The 19991-nt window shown below is 33.0% G+C and carries 19 protein-coding genes; 2 read left to right on the forward strand and 17 right to left on the reverse strand.

Features of this window, described 5'->3' with window-relative positions; all coding sequences use genetic code 11:
• Positions 1 to 21: 21 nt before the first annotated feature.
• Positions 22 to 963 carry an alpha-E domain-containing protein gene (locus tag GXM17_RS07155; RefSeq protein ID WP_163398612.1) on the forward strand — a complete coding sequence of 314 codons (942 nt, stop codon included), beginning with the start codon at positions 22 to 24 and terminating at the stop codon, positions 961 to 963.
• A 4-nt stretch (positions 964 to 967) separates the two neighbouring features.
• Positions 968 to 1915, forward strand: a complete 948-nt coding sequence (locus GXM17_RS07160; protein ID WP_163398613.1) for a transglutaminase family protein — start codon at positions 968 to 970, stop codon at positions 1913 to 1915.
• Positions 1916 to 1993: 78 nt separating this feature from the next.
• Here the strand turns inward: GXM17_RS07160 and GXM17_RS07165 are convergent, their stop codons facing one another.
• The 17 genes from GXM17_RS07165 to GXM17_RS07245 all read right to left on the reverse strand — a co-directional run bounded on the left by GXM17_RS07165 (position 1994) and on the right by GXM17_RS07245 (position 19952).
• Positions 1994 to 3247 (reverse strand): murein hydrolase activator EnvC family protein, encoded by a 1254-nt coding sequence (locus tag GXM17_RS07165; protein WP_163398614.1) that lies wholly within the window; start codon positions 3245 to 3247, stop codon positions 1994 to 1996.
• A gap of 24 nt (positions 3248 to 3271) precedes the next feature.
• Positions 3272 to 4048: a lipoprotein insertase outer membrane protein LolB1 gene (gene lolB1 / locus GXM17_RS07170; protein WP_163398615.1), complete on the reverse strand. Its 777-nt coding sequence runs from the start codon at positions 4046 to 4048 to the stop codon at positions 3272 to 3274.
• Between the two features lie 2 nt (positions 4049 to 4050).
• On the reverse strand, positions 4051 to 5400 hold the full coding sequence (locus tag GXM17_RS07175; RefSeq protein WP_163398691.1) for a tetratricopeptide repeat protein: 1350 nt from the start codon (positions 5398 to 5400) through the stop codon (positions 4051 to 4053).
• 33 nt (positions 5401 to 5433) lie between these two features.
• A complete protein-coding gene (locus tag GXM17_RS07180; protein ID WP_163398616.1) occupies positions 5434 to 6450 on the reverse strand; it encodes a sugar phosphate nucleotidyltransferase in 1017 nt (338 codons plus the stop codon).
• A gap of 144 nt (positions 6451 to 6594) precedes the next feature.
• Complete coding sequence (dut, locus tag GXM17_RS07185; protein WP_163398617.1) at positions 6595 to 7029, reverse strand: dUTP diphosphatase; 435 nt, start codon at positions 7027 to 7029, stop codon at positions 6595 to 6597.
• Positions 7030 to 7051: 22 nt separating this feature from the next.
• Positions 7052 to 8512: a lipopolysaccharide biosynthesis protein gene (locus GXM17_RS07190; protein ID WP_163398618.1), complete on the reverse strand. Its 1461-nt coding sequence runs from the start codon at positions 8510 to 8512 to the stop codon at positions 7052 to 7054.
• 1685 nt (positions 8513 to 10197) lie between these two features.
• Entirely contained in the window at positions 10198 to 11058 is an 861-nt protein-coding gene (atpG, locus tag GXM17_RS07195; protein WP_163398619.1) for an ATP synthase F1 subunit gamma, read from the reverse strand.
• Positions 11059 to 11147: 89 nt separating this feature from the next.
• Positions 11148 to 12725, reverse strand: coding sequence for a F0F1 ATP synthase subunit alpha (gene atpA, locus GXM17_RS07200; protein ID WP_163398620.1), 1578 nt, complete (start codon positions 12723 to 12725; stop codon positions 11148 to 11150).
• 38 nt (positions 12726 to 12763) lie between these two features.
• On the reverse strand, positions 12764 to 13297 hold the full coding sequence (gene atpH, locus GXM17_RS07205) for an ATP synthase F1 subunit delta (RefSeq protein WP_163398621.1): 534 nt from the start codon (positions 13295 to 13297) through the stop codon (positions 12764 to 12766).
• Between the two features lie 4 nt (positions 13298 to 13301).
• Complete coding sequence (locus GXM17_RS07210; RefSeq protein WP_163398622.1) at positions 13302 to 13802, reverse strand: F0F1 ATP synthase subunit B; 501 nt, start codon at positions 13800 to 13802, stop codon at positions 13302 to 13304.
• Between the two features lie 123 nt (positions 13803 to 13925).
• Entirely contained in the window at positions 13926 to 14117 is a 192-nt protein-coding gene (atpE, locus tag GXM17_RS07215) for an ATP synthase F0 subunit C (RefSeq protein ID WP_163396160.1), read from the reverse strand.
• Between the two features lie 102 nt (positions 14118 to 14219).
• Positions 14220 to 15371: a F0F1 ATP synthase subunit A gene (gene atpB, locus GXM17_RS07220; protein ID WP_163398623.1), complete on the reverse strand. Its 1152-nt coding sequence runs from the start codon at positions 15369 to 15371 to the stop codon at positions 14220 to 14222.
• Positions 15372 to 15488: 117 nt separating this feature from the next.
• Positions 15489 to 15881 (reverse strand): hypothetical protein, encoded by a 393-nt coding sequence (locus GXM17_RS07225; RefSeq protein WP_163398624.1) that lies wholly within the window; start codon positions 15879 to 15881, stop codon positions 15489 to 15491.
• A gap of 57 nt (positions 15882 to 15938) precedes the next feature.
• Positions 15939 to 16166, reverse strand: coding sequence for an AtpZ/AtpI family protein (locus GXM17_RS07230; protein ID WP_163398625.1), 228 nt, complete (start codon positions 16164 to 16166; stop codon positions 15939 to 15941).
• Positions 16147 to 16542 carry a bactofilin family protein gene (locus GXM17_RS07235; RefSeq protein ID WP_163398626.1) on the reverse strand — a complete coding sequence of 132 codons (396 nt, stop codon included), beginning with the start codon at positions 16540 to 16542 and terminating at the stop codon, positions 16147 to 16149. The genes GXM17_RS07230 and GXM17_RS07235 overlap by 20 nt, the downstream gene beginning before the upstream one ends.
• A gap of 2 nt (positions 16543 to 16544) precedes the next feature.
• Positions 16545 to 19169: a type IX secretion system periplasmic lipoprotein PorW/SprE gene (gene porW / locus GXM17_RS07240; RefSeq protein ID WP_163398627.1), complete on the reverse strand. Its 2625-nt coding sequence runs from the start codon at positions 19167 to 19169 to the stop codon at positions 16545 to 16547.
• 87 nt (positions 19170 to 19256) lie between these two features.
• The gene (locus GXM17_RS07245; RefSeq protein ID WP_163398628.1) at positions 19257 to 19952 is read right to left on the reverse strand and encodes an ABC transporter ATP-binding protein; all 696 of its coding nucleotides are present in this window, start codon (positions 19950 to 19952) and stop codon (positions 19257 to 19259) included.
• Positions 19953 to 19991: the final 39 nt, after the last annotated feature.

A 19991-nucleotide genomic window follows, 5' to 3' on the forward strand; every position in this document is an offset into this window, starting at 1 on the left:
AACCATTCAAAAATAAAAGATATGCTTAGTAGAGTTGCAGATGGAATGTTTTGGCTTAACCGTTATATGGAAAGAACCGACGGAATGTTGCTTACCCTTAATACTTCTTATATTTTATCATTTGATAAAGAAATTAATGATTCTCAGGGTTATAAGCCCCTTTTAGAATATTATACAAGTCTCTCAAATGCCAAAATTCATTCGATACAATATGACACTCCTTATGTTTTAAAATACATTATTTGTGACAATCAAAATGAAAACTCTGTAAAAAACTTAGTGGTAAAAGCACGTGAAAATGCCAGAGGATCTCAGGATAAAATTACCAAAGAATTATGGGAGCATATTAACTCCATGTATCATTTTGTGAATTCACCGGATTTGCCAAAAAAATTAGAGACCTCAGATGCCTTAAATGTAATTACCAAACTAAACAAAGATTTACTTCTTTATAACGGAATCCTTCAGGTAACAATGCCAAGAGGTTTAGGCTGGTGTTTTTCGAGCATTGGCAAACATATCGAAAGATGTTTACAAACCATATCTATGACTCAGGCCTATTTTGCCCCTATTAATTACAATCTTGAAGGCGAAGAAGATTTAATCTACTGGCGACGTTTATTGTTATCACTTTCAGGCTATGAATTATATCTGAAAAGTTACAGCAACATTTCACATAACAGGAAAGTAGTGCATCAGGTAATTTTTAATATGGATTTTGCGCATTCTGTAATTTACACGCTGGATTTTATTAATACCTATCTTGATTGCTTGTTTAAAAATACGGATTTAAGCGAAGCCCGAACATTAATGAATCAGTTTGGCCGTTTAAAAAGCTATATTGCTTTTACAGATTATCAGCACCTGACCAACCAGGAATTAGAGGAAGTTTTGCGAAATACCAAAAACCAGTTAATTCAGTTTTCAACCGATTTTTCAAAATTATTCTTTTCTTATACCTAAATATATGGCACTTTTTAAAATAGTTCATCTCACAAAATACCAATACAATTATCCTATAAAAGAAAGTATTAACGAAATACGCTTATTCCCTCATCATTTTGAAAATCAGGAAGTACTGCAATATCAGCTTTTAATTACGCAGGCGCCAAATGTCGATATTTCTCAGGATTATTACGGAAACCGGGTAGGCAATTTTAACGTTTTAGGCAGTCATACCGAAATGACGATCGAATCCCGAATGCTGGTTCGGGTAAATCATTCCCTTAAAATTCCCGAAATAGATTCCACTTACGTGAAAGACATCCAGATAGAAAAAGAAAAAAGTATTTTATTATTACGTCTGAGTTATATTGATAAAATCGAAAAACAATCAGAAATTGACAATATCTTAGAAAAAATAGATATTGAAAACAAATCTGTCCTTGAAATTGCCCAACAATGCAACGCTTACGTTTTTGAAAATTTTACCTATACAAAAGGAATTACCAATATTGAAACTACGGTGGACGAAATTTTAACTCTTAAAAAAGGTGTTTGTCAGGATTTTGCACACCTTTTATTGCATCTTTTACGCACAGCTGGTATTCCATCACGCTATGTGAGCGGCTATATTTGTCCTAACGAAAGTGGACTTCGCGGTGAGGGTGCAACACATGCATGGGTAGAAATTTATACGCCAGCCCAGGGGTGGTTAGGTTTAGACCCAACCAATAATATTTGGACAATGGATAATCATGTACGCCTTTCGGTTGGAAGAAATTTTGGAGACTGTACTCCAATAAAAGGGACTTTTAAAGGCCTTGCCAGACAAACACTTTCGGTTTGTGTTTCTATCGGATACGAAGATGGCAGGCAATTTGAAGAAATTAATGATGTGAAATTACAGGAAGTATCTTTGAATGTCCAAGAACAATTAAGTTATATGGATCAGTTGCAGCAGCAACAACAATGACAATTTCAATTTGCCAATTCCAATAATAAAATCTTTAATCACAGCCATAAAAAAAGGAGCTTCATGAGCTCCTTTCATTTATCTGTTTTGTAACCATCCCTCCGGATTGTTATTTGATGTATTTTGAAGGATCAGGAATTTGATAACGGTTTTTCCTGTATCACCACTGGTCCTTACTTTACCGATACTTTGTTTGATATTAACCTTATCACCTTTGTTTACAAAAACCTGACTCAGGTTTTGATAAACAGTAAAGTAATCTCCGTGCTGAATCATAACTGCTCTGTTGATTGGCGATAAGACCATAATACTTGAAACTTCACCTTCAAATACGGCACGCGCAGTTGCTCCGGATTCAGTAGTAATCTCCACTCCTGAATTATGCACCGTCAAAGTTGGATAAAGAGGATGTGGCTGATCTCCATATCCTAATGAAATAAATCCTTTTTCTACAGGCCAGGGTAGTTTTCCTCTGTTTGCTTTAAAATCTGCAGCTAAAATTTTACCTTCAGGAGTTAATGCTATTTTTGAAGATGAAACTGGCGCTTTTGCTGCAGTTGAACCCGGATTTTCCTTAGCTCTCTCTAAAGCAGCTTTTCTGTTTGCTTCAGCGATTGCTTCACGAATTAAACGGTCAATTTGTCTGTCAATTCTTTTTGATTCCTGTTGTTTGCTTCTTGTGTCGGCAATAATTTTATTTTTATCTTTTTTAAGAGAATTAACCAGCTTTTGCTGCTCTTTTCTTTCAACTTCAAGACTTTGTTTCTCTTTCTGATTTTCAGCAATTATCTTTTTCTTTTCTTTTCTCTGCCCATCTAATTTTGCATTATACTCAACTAATTCTGCTGTTTTTGATTGTATTTCTAATCCTTGGTTTTTTCTGAAATTGGTATATTGTTTTAAATATTGTGCTCTTTTATATGCCTGTAAAAAACTTTCAGAAGACAAAATAAACATTGCCCGGCTCTGTTCTGAACGACTCTTATATGATTTTAGAATCATCTTGGCATAATCTTCTTTCAGGACGGCTAATTCTCTTTTTAGTTTATTAACTTTTAATTGGTTAATATACATGTCGTTGCCTAAAACGCGTTCCTGCTTAGAAGTAGTATTAATCAATTTCTCTTTCAGTTTTATTTTGTTTTGCTGGATTAAAAAAACATTTACTGCTGACTTTTCCTTTTTCTTTACTGACTGCAGCATTTTTTCATTGTCCCTGATTTGCTGCTGAATCTGAGCTTTTCGCTGTTCCAGTTTTTCTTGTTGCGAGTCCTGTGCCCAAACAAAAGTCACGGCACATGTAAAAATTAGGCTTAGGAGAAATTTTGGCATTTTTCTGTTATGTTTTTTGCAAATTTACTGAATTATAACTTTTTTATAGCCACTTGGAACGCTATATGGAAAAGAAAGTTCTTCATCGAACGAAATTGTATTATAATTTAAATTAATATCTGTTTTCCCTTTTGGATGAATTGCATTTATTTCGATAGTAGTTGGCAGCGTTCCCTGATTAAAAACTTTATTATCAGAATATTTGATTTCCAACATATTGTTTTCTGCAGTCTGAGAGATTTGTTCTTTTTGCAACAGATATTTTTCTGGCTCTAAAAAGAAAACCCTTTTCAGTTTTGTGTCTTTTTGATCTTCTAAACGAATAAGGTTTTCTACTATCGTCTGTGTATATTTTCCCTTTCTCAAATCATCCAAAGCTTCACCAACCAATAAATTCTGAACTTTATTATAATCCAGTTCGGTGCCAAGCCATTTGCTTAAGCTTGTAAAATCCCCTTCATAATAGCTTCCTTTTATTTTTTCGTAATAACTTACTGTAGTTGGTGTTATTAAAGCTTTTGCCATTGTGATTCCAAGAAAACGAACACTTACTAAAATTTGCTTATCTTTTTCAATTTTAATTTCGGCTGTAACATTCTGACTTTGTTTTTCATCTTCATACTTTGCGCTTGCTTTGATGTATAAGGTAGAAAAATCTAATTTGTTGTCATAATGTTTTTCTATCGTTTTATTGTCAATTTTGACTGGTGTTTCCGTATTACTATTTTGTACCGCAACAGCTTTAGATTTACATGAAATCATAAAAATTGTCATTAATAATATTGCTATATATTTTTTCATCTTTACTTTTTTTGTTTTAATAATTCATTTGCTTTCAAAAAGTATTCCTCTTTTTTCTTAGCATCTCCCAATCCATTGTAGGCCTCTCCCAACTGAATATTAAAATTTGCTTCCAGCTTTTTATCATCTACTACATAATCTAATCCCATTTCTAAAACGGTTTTTGCATTCTTAAATTGCTTCACCTGGTTGCTTCCTAATCCTGCATAATAGTAAAATTGCGGCTGACTAGGATAAACCTCAATCAGCATCATTGCCCTTTTCGTCATTGGTTCAAATTGCTTTGCCTGAGAATACGCTTCTAGCAAAAGCAAATTGGTTTCACGATCTGTATCTGAATTGGCGCTTAAATCTTTCTCATAATATTTAATCGCATTCTCAAATTGGTTTTTACTGTGATAAAATTTTCCAATTTCTTTAGCAACAGCTACATTTGGATCGTTGTCAAAATAGCCAATGGCCTTTTCTAAATCTGGTGCGTACTGGGGATTTTTATTCACATAAATCAAAAATTCATTCAGCGTTCTGTGCTTAATTTTGGAATCAATTTTTGGATTTGACAAAATAAAATTCATTGATTTTATTGCTTTGTCTGCCTGATTTTGATCTAAATAGCCTTTAAACAAACTTACCTGTGCCCATTCTGAATTTGGAATTTCCTTTGCCAATTGCTTTGCAACATCCAACGCTTTATCTGTTTCTGCTGTTTTTGAATATAGCAAAATCAGGTTGACATAATTAGATTCTTCTTTCGGATTTTGCTTGATCTGCTTAATCAGGTTGTCAACTTCGGTATTTTGAAATTTGCCCTGAGATAGAATCTGCTCTTTATACCTCTCCCGATCTTCCGATTTTCCATATTTATCATTCATTTCATTGATATCCAAAAGTGCTTTTTCAAACTGACTGGTAATCATATATAATGAAATCAGGTCATCTTTATATTCTTCGTCAAACGGAATAATCTTCTGAATGGTTTCTATTGCCAGAGGATAATTCTTGGTTTCAAAACTAACATCGTAAATTCCCAGCCAATACCATTTATTCTTTGGGTCTAACTGTACTGCTTTTTCAAATGAATTTTGAGCACTTTGGTAATTCTTTAATTTTAAATAATTTCTACCCAGTTCAGAATAAGCAACCGCATCATTTGGCTTCAGTTTAATACATTTTTCTAAAGAAAAAATTGCCTTATCATAATTTTCAATTCCTTTCTGTTTTAATGATTCATAAAAAGAGTCCTGATATTCGTCTGTACCCATAGCAATATCTTCCGGCTCTGTTTGCGCCATAACCGAAACCGAATTGCTAAGCAAAAAGAAGCATAAACTTACTATAACTCTCTTTTTCATCATTTACATAATTTCCTTTTAAATTACTATTTTTTATTCAAAAACAGAGTAATCACCAATACTAATACTGGTAAATTTTCCGTCATAACTTACATGATTGCCAATCATTGCATTATCTAAATCAGCATTTTTTATATGTGAATTGGTCTGGACCAAACTGTTTTTGATTGCACTGTTTTCTACACGGGTTCCTTTTCCTAAAGAAACATTAGGACCAACAGTTGTATTTTTTAACACCACATTTTCTCCAATGTAACAAGGAGGAATAATAGTTGAATTTTCTAAAGTCACATTATAATCTACTAAATGCTCTCCGTCATTATGCAGAAAACCAAGCATTCTGGTATTCGTTTCAACTGTTACATCTTTGTTTCCGCAATCCATCCATTCGTCAACACTTCCGGTTTTGAAAACTTTTCCGTTGGCCATCATGGCTTTGATACCGTCGTTGATTTGGTATTCACCTCCATTCTGAATATTATTATCCAAAACACCCTGAAGTTCTTTTTTCAAATCACCAACTTCTTTAAAATAATAAATTCCGATAACGGCTAAATCGCTTACGAATTCTTTTGGTTTTTCTACCAATTCAATGATTTCATTATTAGCATTTAATTTTACTACACCAAAAGCTTCCGGCTGATCTACTTGTTTTACCCAGATTACCGAATCAGCAGCAGGATCCAGTTCAAAATCGGCTCTGATTAAAGTATCTGCATAAGCAATTACAGCGGGTCCTGATAAAGAATCTTTGGCACACATAATTGCATGACCCGTTCCTAAAGGTAAATCCTGACGATATATAGATGCTTTTGCTCCTAAACCTTTAGCTAAATCCTGTAAACTTGCGACAACATCATCGCCAAAAAAAGCTTCGTCTCCTAAAATAAAGGCAACTTCTTCTATTGGCTCTTTTAATATTTTGGCAATATCCTCAACCAAACGATGAACGATTGATTTTCCTGCCACAGGAATTAATGGTTTTGGAACTGTTAAAGTATGAGGTCGTAGTCTCGATCCACGACCTGCCATTGGAACGATTATTTTCATTTTTAGTATTTATTTTTATGGGGAGACAAAAAATCTCCTTGGTTTGGTTGAAATTTTTTAATGGCAAAAGCTGTAAAAGCCTTTTGCAAAGGGCACTCCGTTTTTATGCTTTTAACTTTAGAAAAAATAAAACAAATGCGGGAACTATTTTACTCCTGTGCTTCCAAAACCTCCTGCTCCTCTTGAAGTTTCAGAAAGCGCTGCAACTTCAATCCACTCTGCTCTTTCGTGTTTCGCAATAATCAATTGTGCAATTCGTTCTCCGTTTTCGATAACAAAATCTTCGTTTGATAAATTTACTAAAATTACACCTATTTCTCCTCTGTAATCAGCATCCACAGTTCCGGGAGAATTCAAAACAGTAATCCCCTTTTTAGCTGCCAGACCGCTTCTTGGTCTAACCTGTGCTTCGTAACCAATTGGCAGCTCAATAAAAAGTCCTGTTTTTACAATGGCTCTTCCTAATGGTTTTAAAGTTACAGACTCGGTCAAATTGGCACGTAAATCCATTCCTGCAGAAGCAATTGTTTCGTAATTTGGTAAGTTGTGCTGTGATTTATTGATAATTTGTATTTTCATTTTTATTTTAAAATTTTAAGGATTACTTTTTATTCATAATTCCTTTGATTGTGTCTTTTTCATTATAATAAACAAAATACATAAAGCCTAATAATAACGGAACTCCGACAAAATAATTTTCTCTAAACCAATAAAAAGAAATAGCTGAAAATACGATAGAAATTCCTAAATAAGCTCCAATTTTGTTCATATCATAAGGTATCGGATAATATTTGTTTCCTAAAACATACGAAATAAGCATCATGCTCCCGTAAGCTGAAATCGTTGCAATTGCTGATCCGTAATAACTGTATTTTGGAATTAATAAATAATTTAAAAGCAATGTTACAACAGCACCAATGATAGAAATGTATGCCCCTATTCTTGTTTTGTCTGTCAGTTTATACCACACAGATAAATTGTTATAAATTCCTAAGAAAAAATTAGCCAGAATAATCAAAGGAACAACTTTCATCGCTTCCCAATATGATTTATTATCTAAAAGGAGAAACTTTAGAATATCTGCAAAAACAATTACACCTAATAAAATTAAAGATCCCAGGATTACAAAATATTTAGTGATTACAGCATAGGTTTGTGGAGCATTCTCATTTTTTGCATGACTGAAAAAGAAAGGCTCTATACCCAGTCTGAAGGCCGTAGCAAACAGCACCATAAACAATCCTAATTTATAGCAGGCCGAATAAGCTCCTACTTCTGATTTAGCCAAATTTTCAGGCAATAAATACCCTAATAAAATTTTATCAAAATGCTCGTTAACGGCAAATGCAATTCCGGCAACAAGAATTGGCAAACCATATTTCATCATTTTTTTCCATAAAACAGGATCGAATTTTCTACCAAGCGAAAGATAATTTGGTGAAAGAACAATGAATGTAGCCAGACTCGCCAGAAGATTGGCTATGAAAATATAGGCAATCTGGAAATTTTCGATATATAAATTGTCCCAGACAGAATTGGGATTATCAGCTGCAAGTTTTGGTAAACAGAGTAAGAAAAAAATATTCAGTAAAAGATTTATAATTACATTTCCAATTTTAATGGCTGCATATACCATTGGGCGCTGATTGGCTCTCAGTTTAGAAAAAGGTATTAAAACCAAAGCATCCAATACCAAAATCCAAACTGAATAGGTGACATATTGGGTATCAACTTCTGCCCAGTTTGCCAGTGTATTTCTAAAAATTAACGCGGCGAACAAAAATCCAATTGAAGTCCAAAATACTGATATCGTTGCGGTTGCAATTACATTTTTTTTATCACTTTCGGCACTGTAGAATCTAAAAAACGCTGTTTCCATACCGTAGGAAAGAACCACATTAAAGAAAACCATCCACGACAAAACAATTGAAACTTCGCCATATTCTGCCGTTGGTAAAATACCTGTATACAGTCTCACTAATAAAAAACTGAGCATTCTAGGTAATACAGTGGCTAATCCATAAATAGCAGTCTGTTTGAATAGATTTTTATATAATCCCAAAATATTTTTTGTATAAGTTTATAAAACAAAAATAACCATTTCTTTGGTTAAATATTGCTTTGTTCTTCTAATAAAAGTACAATTATCAAATTAAAGACCGATTAATTTTTGATATTAAAGAAGTGAAAAGACTTTAATCTAAATTGCTGATTTTTAATGAATAATATCGATACATCTGCTCTGAAATTACATATTCCATCAAAAAAATTTAATCTTTCTCTGTTTGTCATTAATACAGTTTAATGTATAAACATGTGAAATATGTAAATAATTATGAAAAATTATGTAAGATTTTTTTCTTACACTGTTCATAAATTTGCTTCACAGGGATTGAGAAAGCTAAATACAACCCTTATAAAAAAGGAAGCACTGGGACTGATAAAGCTTGTTTGTTCCCATAAAAGACAAAGCAAAAAGGGATTGATTCTGCTGTATTGTAACCCTAAAAAAACAGAGCACTGGGACTGATAAAGCTAGTTTGTTCCCATAAAAGACAAAGCACAGGGATTGATTCTGCTGAAATGTAACCCTTTAAAAAACAGAGCACTGGGACTAATAAAGCTAGTTTGTTCCCATAAAAGACAAAGCATTGCAGATTCATCTAATAAGTCTGTTTAACAATTTTATAAAATGGTATTGATTCTCAATTTTTTGGGGAAGTTGAGGATCACCATTTTATAAGTTTAATTTCTAAAAATATCTACACTATATAAAAAATGCCGGCATATTGTTGGCATTTTTGGTTTTTATAGAAATTTTATATTTCGAAAATCCTGAATAAAGTTATTAGCATAACTTATGCCTGAATCAGAATTTTAATGTAATATAAAATTTAAGAAATCATTAATTTAAATAATTTAAAGAAATTAATCACCTGTATATCTTTAACTTAGCTTTTATAACTTTTCTTAATTACATAAATAAAATGAAATATCACTAAATATGGGTATTGTGGTTCTCATGTTATTTATAAATATTTGCAATAACAAAACAGAATGATTCTATATAATACAAGGGATTAATTTAGCTGACAGTGACCCTTAAAAAAAACAAAGCATTGGGTATTATTAAGCTATTTTGTTCCCATAAAAAACAAAGCATTAGGATGAGAGCTGATAACCTACTAAAAAAATAAAGCATTGGGATTTATGAAGCTAATTTGTTCCCATAAAAAACAAAGCATTAGGATGAGAGCTGATAACCTACTAAAAAAATAAAGCATTGGGATTTATAAAGCTAATTTGTTCCCATAAAAAACAAAGCATAATAGGATTAACCAGCTGTGTAACCTAATTAAAAACAAAGCATAACAGGTATTTAGCTATTTGTGCCTAAAAACAAAGCAAGGGATTAAATCAGCTGTGTAACCCTAACAAAAAAAAACAAAGCAATGGGATTAATAAAGCTAGTTTGTTCCCATAAAAAACAAAGCAAAGGGATTGATTAAAGCTAAAATGTAACCCTATAAAAGACAGAGCATTGGGATTAATAAAGCTAGTTTGTTCCCATAAAAAACAAAGCAATTGGGATATTTCCACCAAAATCTTTAAAATGGGACTGATTCTTGGGAAAAGAATTCTCAGGAATCACCATTTTAAAATCTAATTTAAGAATAATGGGGAATTCTTAAATACAAAAAGAGCCTGCAAGTAATTGCAGGCTCTTTTGTATTTACTTTTAAAACTCTATCCGTTCAATGCTTCTGCTCCACCAACAATTTCTAAAATCTCGTTAGTAATAGCTGCCTGACGTGCTTTATTATAAGTCAGTTTCAATTGGTTTCTTAATTCAGTTGCGTTGTCAGTTGCTTTGTGCATTGCTGTCATACGCGCTCCATGTTCTGAAGCAAACGAATCACGAATACCTTTATATAATTGTGTCTTTAATGATTTTGGAATCAAAGTCAAAACAATTTCTTCTTTTGAAGGTTCGAAAATATAATCTCCGACAGAAACTGATTTGTCAGCTTTAATTGGAGCTAAAGGCAAAAACTGCTCAACCTGAACAATTTGAGTCGCAGCATTTTTAAACTGATTATAAACCAATTCAATTCTGTCGTACTCTCCAGATAAAAATCTTTCAGTCAGATTATCAGCAATTGCAGCAACATTATCAAAAGTCAAATGATCAAAAATTGCATTATGATGACCGTGAACTTTATGAGTTTTAGCCAAAACATCGTTACCCTTTTTACCAATAGGAAAAACATCAACCTGTTTTCCTGCGTAAAATTCAGTACGGTTTTTGATTTCTTTGATTACGTTTGAATTGAATGCACCGCATAAACCTCTGTTAGAAGTTATTGCTACAAGCAATACTTTTTTTACTTCACGTTGTGTTGTGTAAGCCCCTCCTACTTCACCTTCAAGTGTAGCAGAAAGATTTTGCAGCAACTCTGTTAATTTCTCGGCATAAGGGCGCATTGCAGTGATTGCATCTTGTGCTTTCTTAAGCTTTGCAGCAGAAACCATTTTCATAGCCGATGTGATTTGCATCGTCGATGAAACGGAAGTAATTCTATTACGGATTTCCTTTAAATTTGCCATCTATTAATTAGAAAATGCGACAATTTGAAAATTAGATAATTAAAAAATGCAGAAACATTCTCTAATTATCTAATTTACGAATTATCTAATTAGTTATATTTTGCTGAAACTTCTTTTGCTGCTTTTTCAATAACATCAGTAATGTTGTCATCTAGTTTACCAGCTTTCAATGCGTTAAGCGTATCTTTATGTTTACTGTTTAAGTAAGAAATGAAATCAGCTTCAAATTCTTTTACTTTATTTACAGGAACGTTTCTTAATAAGTTTTTAGATCCGGCGTAAATAATTGCAACTTGGTTTTCAACAGGATAAGGATCATTTAAACCTTGTTTTAAGATTTCAACGTTTCTTTTTCCTTTTTCGATTACGTTTAAAGTAACAGAATCCAGGTCTGAACCAAATTTAGCAAAAGCTTCTAATTCACGGAATTGAGCCTGGTCTAATTTTAAAGTTCCGGAAACTTTTTTCATTGATTTAATCTGTGCATTACCTCCAACACGAGATACAGAGATACCTACGTTGATTGCAGGACGAACTCCAGAGTTGAACAAATCTCCATCAAGGAAAATCTGACCATCTGTAATCGAAATTACGTTTGTTGGGATATAGGCAGAAACGTCACCAGCCTGAGTTTCGATAATTGGCAAAGCAGTTAATGAACCACCACCTTTTACGATAGACTTGATAGAATCTGGTAAATCGTTCATGTTTTTAGCAATACCATCATCAGCGATTACTTTACAAGCACGCTCTAATAAACGAGAGTGTAAGTAGAAAACGTCTCCAGGATATGCCTCACGTCCCGGTGGTCTTCTTAATAAAAGAGAAACCTCACGGTAAGCAACAGCTTGTTTAGATAAATCATCATACACAATAAGTGCAGGACGGCCAGAATCTCTAAAGTACTCTCCAATTGCAGCACCTGCGAAAGGAGCATAAACCTGCATTGGAGCTGGATCAGAAGCATTTGCAGCAACAATAACTGTATAAGCCATTGCACCTTTTTCTTCTAACATTTTTGCGATTCCTGCTACAGTTGAAGCTTTTTGTCCAATTGCAACATATATACAGAATACAGGTTTTCCTGCATCGTAAAATTCTTTTTGATTTAAGATTGTATCGATACAAACAGTTGATTTACCTGTCTGACGGTCACCGATTACAAGCTCACGCTGACCACGACCTACAGGGATCATAGCATCTACTGCTTTTACTCCTGTTTGTAATGGTTCAGTTACCGGCTGACGGAAAATAACACCAGGTGCTTTTCTTTCCAAAGGCATTTCGTATAAGTCTCCACCAATTGGTCCTTTTCCATCAATTGGAAAACCAAGAGTATTTACTACACGACCTACCATTTGCTCACCTACTTTAAGAGAAGCAATACGTTGAGTTCTTTTTGCTGTTGATCCTTCTTTGATACCAGTTGATGGTCCTAAAAGTACCACACCTACATTGTCTTCTTCAAGGTTCAGTACAATAGCTTCAAGTCCGTTTTCAAATTCAACTAACTCACCATATTGTACATTAGACAGCCCGTAAACACGAGCAATACCATCCCCTACCTGAAGTACCGTTCCTACTTCCTCTAGCGTAGCACCAGATTCAAAACCTTCTACTTGCTTTCTTAATATTGCTGAAATTTCAGCAGGTTTGATTTCCGCCATCTTAATTTATAATTTAGACACTTTTTGTGTTATAAAAACTAATTACTTAACTCTCTCTTTAATACTTGTAATCTGTTTGCAACTGAAGCGTTATATTGCTGATCACCTATTCTTAAAATAAATCCTCCAATAATTGCCGGATCTACTACATTTTCAATTGTAATTTTCTTATCTGATAAAGTTGCAATTTTAGCTAAAACTTTAGCTTCTAAAGCAGCGTCCATTGGGATTGCTGTCGTCACTTTTGCTACTTGTATTCCGTTGCCTTCATCAAATACTTTGCTGTATTCTACTGCAATTGCTTCTAAAATTTCAAATCTTTTGTTTTCGAATAATAAATGAAATAAACCTTTTGTTACACCATTTACATTTGCAAAAACTTCCAAAAGAGCACTCTCTTTAACTTCAACTGTTGTTGTTGGGTTTTGAATAAAGTTACTCAATTCAGTATTTGTTTCAATTGCCTCAGCAATTGATTTCATATCGTTATTAACAGCTTCGGCAACACCTTTAGAGTTTGCTAAGTCCAGAATTGCTTTTGCATAACGAATTGCTGCTCTTGTACTTGCCATAATCTTAGTTTAGCTTTACGTCACCTAACATTTTCTCAACTAATTTAGTTTGAGATTCTTTGTTAGATAATTCTTCTTTCAATAATTTCTCAGCAATGCTTAATGATAAAGTCGAAACCTGAGATTTCAATTCAGCCATAGCAGCATTTTTTTCACTTTCGATAGCCGCTTTAGCCTGCTCGATCATTTTTTGACCCTGAGCCTGAGCTTCGTTTTTAGAATCAGCAATCATCTTCTCTCTCATTTCGCGAGCTTCTTTTAACATAGCATCACGTTCTGCACGAGCTTCGTTTAATATTCTTTGATTATCTGCCTGAAGATTTTCCATTTCTTTTCTTGCATTTTCAGCAGAAAGTAATGCATCTTTAATACCTTGCTCCCTAGTATTAACAGCATCTAGAATTGGTTTCCAAGCGAATTTTTTCAACAAAAATATTAATCCAACAAATATCAATATTTGCCAAAAGAACAAACCGAACTCAAACTGATTTATTAACTTATCCATTATATATGATTATAAATTTTAATTGATGTTTTTTTAAATTGCATTTCTGAAAAGCAATTTTTAATGTTTTAATTTAAACAATAGTTACAACCAACCGTTGCAACTATTGCTTTTGTGTTTTAATTAAGCAGCGAATAATGCAGCGAAACCAATACCTTCAATAAGTGCAGCAGCGATAAGCATAGCTGTTTGGATTTTTCCAGAAGCTTCAGGCTGACGAGCGATAGCGTCCATTGCTGAACCACCGATTCTACCAATTCCTAATGCTGCTCCGATTACGATTAATCCTGCTCCAACGATATTTGGAATTTCCATAATATATATAATTAAAAATTAAACATTCAATTTGATTTTTAGACTTTAGATTTAGACTTTAGATTTTTGCAAATCTGAAATCCGGATTCTGAAATCTAATTTTTAGTGGTGTCCCTCCTCTTCGTGGTGGTGCTCCTCTACTGCTGAACCAAAATATAGTGCAGACAGCATTGTGAAAATATAGGCTTGTAAAAATGCTACCAGAATTTCAAGTATAGAAAGTACAAATGATAATCCGAATGATAATGTACTTCCGATCCAGCTTTTAAAAATGAACATTAAACCAATGATACTCATTAATACGATGTGACCAGCAAAAATGTTTGCATACAAACGAATCATTAACGAGAATGGTTTAATAAAAACCCCCAACAACTCAATCGGTGCTAAAATAATTCGCATTGGTTTTGGAACTCCCGGCATCCAGAAAATGTGACCCCAGTAATTTTTATTTGCTGAAAAGTTTGTTATTAAGAAAGTAAGGATTGCTAAAGCAAACGTAACTGTAAAGTTTCCTGTTGCGTTAATTCCCAGTGGCGTTAATCCGAAGATATTTAAAAACAATACAAAGAAGAAAATTGTTAACAAATAGCTCATGTATTTTTTATAATGTTTTTCTCCAATGTTTGGAATTGCAACATCATCACGAATAAAAAGCACTAAAGGTTCAAAAATTCTACCAACTCCAGAAGCAATTCCTCCGTTTTTAGCATATGATTTTGCCAAGCTTGTAAATAACCAGAACATTAACAAAGCGGCAACCATAATAGAAAGTACCGTTTTTGTAATTGAAAAGTCTAAAGGACGAACATTTGTTGGGTGACCTGTTTTTTCATCTTCTGAAATTGTTCCCGTAGCATCTGTTCTGTAAATTTTTCCATCGTGGTGATTTATCGCGTAATAGTTACCATTTGATTCCGCTACTGAATGACCATGATTAAATTTTGAAGAAGAAAAAATATGAAGGCCATTATCCCAAATTATAACCGGTAATGGAAAACCATAATATTTACCAGTTTCATCATCCTGAGTTAAAGTAAAATCATGAGAGTCCAGAACGTGGTGACCAATAAATGCCTTAATCTTAGATTTAACATCTGTCGGTTCTGTATGATGTCCTTCTGAAACGGCTCCATGAGCTTCTTCAGTTTGAACATGCGCTGAGTCTTTTTCAGTATTTGAAAAGCTCATTAGTGGAAGACAAGCTATTAAAGCTGCAAGAATAAATCTGAGTGGTTTGTGTGAAATCACCATATCGTGGAAAATCTTATTTTTTACGTTTCTAAAATTTGGTGCAAAGGTACATTTTTTATTAATATTAAAAAGGATATAAAAAATTATTTTTGAACCTTATTATACAGAATCACTGTTTTATAGCTTTTTATTTAATAATCCGACAGTTAAAAGCGTCTCAAATAACAAAAACAAAATAAATGTTACAAAAAAGTTAGTTTTTTCAACAGATACGTTATGAATTTTATCGGATAAAATTGGCTTTAATATTAAATAGGACAAAAACATTTGAATAAAAGTTCCCAACATAAAAAACATTCCTATGCTGTCAAATTTATCCTTTTCAAGCTTTAATAGTACCACTAATAAAATTGTCGCAAATACTGAAAAGATTAAATACAAAATTTCCAGGCTGTAATGAAAATTACTGTCGTTGACTTTTAAAAAATAAAAAGCTACCTTATGTATTATATAGGTAAAGAAGATGATAAAAAATAAATATAAAAGAGGTTTGTAATTTTTTAAAGGCATTTTAAAATAATTTTATGCAAAGATGCAATATTTATTTAAAGCTCTTTAAAAGTAAAATTACTTTGTTTTATTGATTTCGTTCACCTGTCGAATAACGTTATACAGAGCAAGACCTACACCAACCATAACTAAAATCTTATTATAGTAAATTTTTGGACTCGGATGGTTTTCGTCCAGCCACGTTCCTAAATATGAAAACAAAAAAATAATAACACCCATTTGAATCGGAATATTGATGAGTGCAATCCATTTATTCCTTTGTTTTTTATTCGGTTCCTTTTCCATCTTCTAATAGTATCACCGGATTGGAATTTAGCATTGTACATGTAGCCGTAAACTCAGCTCCTGGCTCGATAGACAATTTTCCTACTGCCACTTCACCGTGAATACGTGCGGTTGCTTTTATATTAAGAACTTCTAAAACTTTTAGTTTTCCCTGAAATTCTCCTTCAATATCTGCATTGTGGCAAATAATTTCTCCTTTTAAAACGCCTGATGGTCCGATAACTAATTTTCCCTGTGAAGTAAAATTTCCGATCAGCTCTCCATCCAGTCTGAAATCAGCTTTAGAAACTATATCACCAATGATAGAAGTTCCTTCAACAATTCGGTTGGTTTTTCCTAAAAGTTCTGTTCCGCTTTTTTTTGCTTTTTCAAACATGATTATGGAGTTTTTGGCGCTAAGTATGTCTGAAGATTTTTCTTCATCTGAACTATTTTATAATTCTCACTTGAAATAATAATGAACGGATATGAGATTTTATATTTTTCATCATCTCTTAAAACTCCTGCAACATCTCTTGCGTAAGCTTCAGATTTTATACCGTGAATTGCAAAAAAGCTTTCGGTTCTATTGTATTTGTCAAAAGAAGTGGTTAATCTTTCAAAGTTCTCAATTAGTAAAAAAACCTTAATCGCTTCTTCAATTTTCTTAGCTGTTTTCGTATCGTTTTTATCAACTAAATATAAAATTTTCCAGCTTTTCCCATCGACATTAGTAAAATCAAGTTTTTCGAGTGTTGGAATCTGTTTTTCTAAAAGTTCACGTGCGCTTTTACCCTCTTCACTGTTTGGATAATTATCAGCAACTTCTTCCATGGCTTTTTTATAGGCTGCCAAACCATTCACTTTTCCTAACGTATTGGCTTTTAACAATTCAAATTTGGAAACAATCTCATCTCCTGAATATTGATTTATTAAGTTGTCGATATTGTCCAATACTACGTCAAACTGTTCATCCAGAAATAATTTATACCATTTTTCATATTCCTTTTCAGGTGACAAATTTGAACCGTTTTCTGGATTTGTATTGTTTAAAATCTGGGCATATCTCGAATTTGGGTAATTGGCTGTAATATCAGACTTTATCCTTTCTGCTCTTGCCGGATTGGTAATCTGATACATTTTATACAAATTGTACATGGATGGCAAAATCCATTTTTCTTCCGGATTATTACGAAGCAATTGCTCAAATTTACCACTGGCCAGATCGTATTCCTTAAATTTTTCTTTATAAATTAAACCTAACTGATAGTAAGCAAAATTGCGTTCCTTACCAATACTATCCATGGCAATCTGAGTAGTTGGAAGTTGTTTTTCGTAAAAATCTGTTGTATATTTTTCGATAACAATTAAATCTTTCAAAGCATTTATAGAATCCTGTTTTATACTTATTGAATCTGTCAATGCTGTATTTGCATTAGACCTTGAAGCTGATAATCTCCAGTTTCCTGTTAAGGCTCTGTTGCCCCACATTTTTTTAAACTGTAATTTACCGTAAGCAACCGTTGATGGATTATAAAAATAAAAAGTACTTGCAGCATCGTTTCCTGATGGAGGATTGAATGCTCCGGTTGCACCTACAGGGGAACCATTTCCTGCTGACTGAGGATTAACAGCTTCCGGTGCATTGTTTGAATTTGTGTTTAGTTCGATATTTGCTAATCGTTCTTTCTCTTTTTCTTCTAAGATTCGTTTAGCTTCGTCTTTCTTTTTTAATTCTGCGATATAATTTTCGAAATAGGCTTTTCTTTCTGAATCCGGTAAGCCTTTTACCTTAATAATACTATCATTGCGTTTTGCAATTCCTTCGTATTTAATAACGTTGTCTAAGTTTTTTCGGTTTTTTTCGATAAAAGCAAACTCCCTTGTTTTGGGATTCAATTTTGCTAATGTACTGTCGTAATATTTGGCAGCCATAGTATAATCTGTATTTTTAAAATACATGTTACCGATATTTCTATAAGTCGAAGCCTCCAGATAAGAATCTTTTGAATTTCTGTCTAATGATTTATTATAAAATTCTAACGCATTCTCCTGTTGTTTCCTTTTATCATAAAAGACGCCCATTTCATAAAACAGAATATCATAATAGGGTCTGTTTTCACGATCCTTTACCAGCTTATTATACGTTTCTAAAAATATAGTATCATTGTCGCTTTCATAGTCAAACAGTTGTGCTTTTTTGGCATAAGCCTGCATCATATATTTTCGATCGGCTTTACGGTTCATATCGATTACACCGTCATAAAAATATGTAGCACTGTCAATTTTTCCTGCTTCCTGATACATTTGCCCCAGAATAAAACGATATCGGGCTTTGTCTTCGTTTATTTTTGAAAATTTTTCAGCAATCTTAAGTCTGCTAACAGCACTGTCTTTTTGCTCCAGATTTAAAAAAGCCTCAGCCAGCAAAGCATTTGCATCAGAAAATGTTTGATGTTTTAAATCTGTATTTTTTAATAAAAGTTTTATATTCTTTATTACAATTGCATCATTTCCTAAACGCATGTTGGTTTTTTCACGCCAGATTTTAGCGGTGTAAATATTACTGCTGTTTGGATATTTGTATAAAATATAATTGAATGCTTCAAGTGCGGGAATAAAACGCTGGTCGTAATATCGTGCTTTTCCGAGCATTAAATAAGCCTCATCAATCTGGGTATTTTTCTCTCTCCCGCCAATATTCATCGAATGTTTCTGAATTGCTTTTGTTGCTTTGGTTTCAGCCAGTTCAAAATCAGGATTTTTGGTTTTTTCCTTTTCAGAAACATCATCATCGATTTGCATTTTTTCAATCGGAAGCATTTCCCAGAAATTGTCCTGATCATTTCCTTTTATCGTTGCTAACCCTTTATCCAAAGCAATTCCACCGTTGTACAAAATGTTATACTTTGTACTTAAAGCATGAGAATTCCTTGCCAAAAAAGTGTCTCTTTTGGTAGAACAGGCTATCAAAAAAAATATAAAAACAAATGGAAAACTATATTTCAGCGCATTCTTTTTCAATAGAAAAGAGTTTAAATCAATTAACTTCTAAAAAGGTTTTTTAGTATATGACCGGTAAAAATACGCTTCTTTTTGAAATATAGAAATTTAAACCGCAAAAAACGATTCCAGCTCCTGTAAGGTCTCTTTTGAGGTTTGAATATCTTTTACAACTTCCCCTTTATTCAAAGCTACAATTCTTTCGCAAACCTCGACTGTATGCTGCAAATCATGACTCGAAACCAGAACGGTAATATTTGGATTTTCGGCCAGTTCTTTTATGATTTTTTTTAACCGGCTTACTGTGGTTGGATCTAAATTGGCAAAAGGCTCATCGAGAATAATCACTTCAGGATTACCAATAAGTGTGGCAATGATTCCAACTTTTTTCTGATTCCCTTTTGATAAATCACGCAGGTATTTTTTGTTCTTTAAAATTTCACCATTAAAAAATTCTTCATGCTGCGCTAATAAAGCGTCAACATCTGCTTTATTCTGATGACGCAAATCTCCGATAAAATAGAAATATTCCTCTGGAGTTAAATAACCGATCAGGAAGCTTTCATCTAAAAATGAGCCTGTAAAAGATTTCCAGTTTTCGTTTGTATTGACCTGAATATTATTGCTTGTAATATTTCCTGTTGAAGGCTGAATCAGATCCAGCAATAAACTGAAAAAAGTAGTTTTTCCAGCACCATTATTTCCTACTAAGCCAAAACTTTGTCCTTTTGGAATTTCAAGATTATTTATGTTTAAAACTGTAGTTCCGTTATATATTTTTGAAAGTTGGTTTACTTGTATCATTACTTTTGGTTTAATTGTTAATTTGTTTAATTGATTTTC

The organism is Flavobacterium fluviatile, from assembly GCF_010645065.1.
Classification (GTDB): domain Bacteria; phylum Bacteroidota; class Bacteroidia; order Flavobacteriales; family Flavobacteriaceae; genus Flavobacterium; species Flavobacterium fluviatile.

Bases quoted from the DNA above. Each gene is read 5' to 3' on its own strand.
- atpE (WP_163396160.1), bottom strand. From the start codon at position 14,117: ATGGAAATTCCAAATATCGTTGGAGCAGGATTAATCGTAATCGGAGCA.
- GXM17_RS07160 (WP_163398613.1), top strand. From the start codon at position 968: ATGGCACTTTTTAAAATAGTTCATCTCACAAAATACCAATACAATTAT.
- atpG (WP_163398619.1), bottom strand. From the start codon at position 11,058: ATGGCAAATTTAAAGGAAATCCGTAATAGAATTACTTCCGTTTCATCG.
- GXM17_RS07235 (WP_163398626.1), bottom strand. From the start codon at position 16,542: ATGTTTGAAAAAGCAAAAAAAAGCGGAACAGAACTTTTAGGAAAAACC.
- atpB (WP_163398623.1), bottom strand. From the start codon at position 15,371: ATGGTGATTTCACACAAACCACTCAGATTTATTCTTGCAGCTTTAATA.
- GXM17_RS07165 (WP_163398614.1), bottom strand. From the start codon at position 3,247: ATGCCAAAATTTCTCCTAAGCCTAATTTTTACATGTGCCGTGACTTTT.
- GXM17_RS07175 (WP_163398691.1), bottom strand. From the start codon at position 5,400: ATGAAAAAGAGAGTTATAGTAAGTTTATGCTTCTTTTTGCTTAGCAAT.
- GXM17_RS07180 (WP_163398616.1), bottom strand. From the start codon at position 6,450: ATGAAAATAATCGTTCCAATGGCAGGTCGTGGATCGAGACTACGACCT.
- dut (WP_163398617.1), bottom strand. From the start codon at position 7,029: ATGAAAATACAAATTATCAATAAATCACAGCACAACTTACCAAATTAC.
- GXM17_RS07230 (WP_163398625.1), bottom strand. From the start codon at position 16,166: ATGGAAAAGGAACCGAATAAAAAACAAAGGAATAAATGGATTGCACTC.
- atpH (WP_163398621.1), bottom strand. From the start codon at position 13,297: ATGGCAAGTACAAGAGCAGCAATTCGTTATGCAAAAGCAATTCTGGAC.
- GXM17_RS07225 (WP_163398624.1), bottom strand. From the start codon at position 15,881: ATGCCTTTAAAAAATTACAAACCTCTTTTATATTTATTTTTTATCATC.
- GXM17_RS07245 (WP_163398628.1), bottom strand. From the start codon at position 19,952: ATGATACAAGTAAACCAACTTTCAAAAATATATAACGGAACTACAGTT.
- GXM17_RS07210 (WP_163398622.1), bottom strand. From the start codon at position 13,802: ATGGATAAGTTAATAAATCAGTTTGAGTTCGGTTTGTTCTTTTGGCAA.
- atpA (WP_163398620.1), bottom strand. From the start codon at position 12,725: ATGGCGGAAATCAAACCTGCTGAAATTTCAGCAATATTAAGAAAGCAA.
- GXM17_RS07155 (WP_163398612.1), top strand. From the start codon at position 22: ATGCTTAGTAGAGTTGCAGATGGAATGTTTTGGCTTAACCGTTATATG.
- lolB1 (WP_163398615.1), bottom strand. From the start codon at position 4,048: ATGAAAAAATATATAGCAATATTATTAATGACAATTTTTATGATTTCA.